The organism is Mesorhizobium sp. M7A.F.Ca.ET.027.03.2.1, assembly GCF_003999175.1.
Taxonomy (GTDB): Bacteria; Pseudomonadota; Alphaproteobacteria; order Rhizobiales; family Rhizobiaceae; genus Mesorhizobium.
Genome location: NZ_RZOM01001036.1, coordinates 1 through 2,209 on the forward strand (window position 1 = coordinate 1; position 2,209 = coordinate 2,209).

Below are 2,209 nucleotides of genomic sequence, written 5' to 3' on the forward strand. Positions count from 1 at the left end.
CCTTATCACCGCCGTGCGCACGGCCGCGGTGACGCTCGCCGGTCCGGCCGTATAGTTGATCATCGCCGCCACCCGGCCGGCCGACAGAAGGCCGGTGAGCGACAGCACGACGCCGTTGGCATTGGGCAGCATCACGCCGACCGCCTCGCCCGGAGCCGTCACCGCCTCAAAGCGCCTGCCCAGGACGCGGGCGCCGATGAACAGCTTGCGGTAGCTCAGCGCCCCGGAGATCACGTCGTCGATGATGGTATGCGAAGCGCCGACGCGGTCGGCGGCATCGCGCATGGCCAGGAACAGGCCACGATCGAGGTTGGTGCCGAAGAGCCGCGCCTCGGCGACACGGTCGAACAGCGCGTTGGTGTTCGAGGCCTGATCGGGGTTCCGCGCCACCAGTTCGGCGATGGTCATCGGCTCCAGCACGCTGATCGACAGCTGCGGAAACCAGTGTCGTGGCGCCTTGTCCGCGGGTGTCAGCGACACCGGCAGGCCGCGCGCGCCGCCGACGAAGATCGGCACGATCTTGGCATCGGCCTGCATGGCGATGCGGGTGACGGCACGAAACAACCGAAACGTCTTGACGTCAGGCTCGACCGCATCCGGCAGATAGACGGCGAGCCGGCCCTTGCCCCTCAGCACCCGCACCAGCCGGCGGCTGACGAAGAGATGTTCGGCGTTGAAAGCGATGGTACGGCCAAGCTCGCGCCAAGGTTCAAGCCACGGCGAGCGCGCCGAGGCCTCGTCGAGTATGTGCAGTGTGTCTTCCGGCAGCAGCGACAGCATCAGCGCCGGTTCGAAGCGCGATTGATGCGAGATGACGTAGATGACTGGAGTCTGCGCCTTGCGGGCGATCCTGATACGGCTGTCGGCGATCCGGTAGGCGAGCTTGAACGGCACATAGAGCAGCGCCTGGGTAAAGCGCAGGCCGAGGCGGAATTTTTCCACCACGCCGATCAGCAGCCAGGCCAGAACAAGACCCGCAAGCAGCGCCAGTGTCAGGACCATGCCGCGTCTCTCCCAACATTCTTAGCATCTCGGCTCTTTTGCGGCCGCTTCGGCCAGAACCTAGACGATGTGGGAGCAAGGTCAATGCGGAGCTTTTGCTTCCCTTGGTGCGGGAAGCTGCTTGTCATGCCGCCTGCAGCCGTCCACTGATGAAACGAAATTCCTGCGTCTTGCCGCCATAGCCGTAAGCGGCTGCCGGCACTTCATGTACGAAGGCGTAGCTCTCCTCGTGCACGCCGCCCAGCAGACGGCCGAAGGCCGCGAAGATCGCCTTCAGATAGGCCTCCAGCTCAAGCTTGGTGTTGGTGCCGTCGACCACCTTGATATCAAGCCAGAACGTGCTGGTGCCGTGCTCGGCCAGCGACTTGCCGCCGGCGAACCAGTGCTGCGGATCGACATAGGACACGGCAACTGCCGTGATCGTCGGGTCCTTGCGCAGCTGCGTCGCGGTGATTTCGGTGGCCTCCTTTGCGATGCTGGCTGAAAGAGCCGCGTCGGGCTTGCCGGTGACGCTGATGTTGATGATGGGCATTTTTCTTCTCCTTGGCTTGAGCGGCGTCCGATTGCCGTTGAAACAGCCATGCCACCAACTTTAGATCAAAAAAATCGAATTGTTTTTAATTGAAGATTCGATAACATAGAAGTATGGAAACGCTCGATCCCGATCTCCTCCGAACCTTCCTCGCTTTCGTCGACAGCGGCTCACTGGCCCAGGCGGCTGCAAGCATCGGCCGTTCGCCCTCGGCGGTGACCACCCAGATGCAGCGGCTGGAGGAAATCCTCGGCGAGCCGCTGCTGGCGCCGCAAGGGCGAGGGCGCGGCTTGACCCCTGCAGGCGAAGACCTCGTCGGCCATGCCAGGCGAATCCTTGCCACCCATCGCGAGGCCTGGCTGGCGCTCAAGGGGGCGCGCGCTGCCGGACGCGTCGCCATCGGCACGACACAGGATTTCGCCGACAGCGGCCTGCCGGACCTGCTGCGTGCCTTCGCCGGCAGCCATCCACGCGTCAGGATCGAATTGCGGGTCGGCCGCTCCGCCGAACTGGCGCAGGCGCTGCAGTCTGGCGGCCTCGATCTGGCGATCGTTATGCGCCAGGCAGCGGCGTTGGACGAGGTCGGCGTGCTGCGCGAGCCGATGATATGGCTGTGTTCGCAAAAAGGGCTGGCTTCGCGGCAGGAGGAATTGCCGCTGGCGCTGCTCGATCCGT

2 protein-coding genes and 1 pseudogene are annotated in these 2,209 nt (G+C 64.4%); 1 reads left to right on the forward strand and 2 read right to left on the reverse strand.

Features of this window, described 5'->3' with window-relative positions; all coding sequences use genetic code 11:
* Both EN750_RS30755 and EN750_RS30760 read right to left on the reverse strand, forming a co-directional pair.
* Positions 1-1,002 (reverse strand): annotated as a pseudogene (locus tag EN750_RS30755) (2-acyl-glycerophospho-ethanolamine acyltransferase); the annotation flags it as partial.
* Between the two features lie 124 nt (positions 1,003-1,126).
* On the reverse strand, positions 1,127-1,534 hold the full coding sequence (locus tag EN750_RS30760; protein ID WP_127398975.1) for a 4-oxalocrotonate tautomerase family protein: 408 nt from the start codon (positions 1,532-1,534) through the stop codon (positions 1,127-1,129).
* 113 nt (positions 1,535-1,647) lie between these two features.
* Here EN750_RS30760 and EN750_RS30765 point away from each other — a divergent pair.
* Positions 1,648-2,209 (forward strand): LysR family transcriptional regulator (locus EN750_RS30765; RefSeq protein ID WP_127398976.1); only part of this gene is annotated, 562 nt, incomplete at its 3' end.

Excerpts from the sequence above, each read along its gene's own strand:
- EN750_RS30760 (WP_127398975.1), bottom strand. The coding sequence starts at position 1,534 with ATGCCCATCATCAACATCAGCGTCACCGGCAAGCCCGACGCGGCTCTT.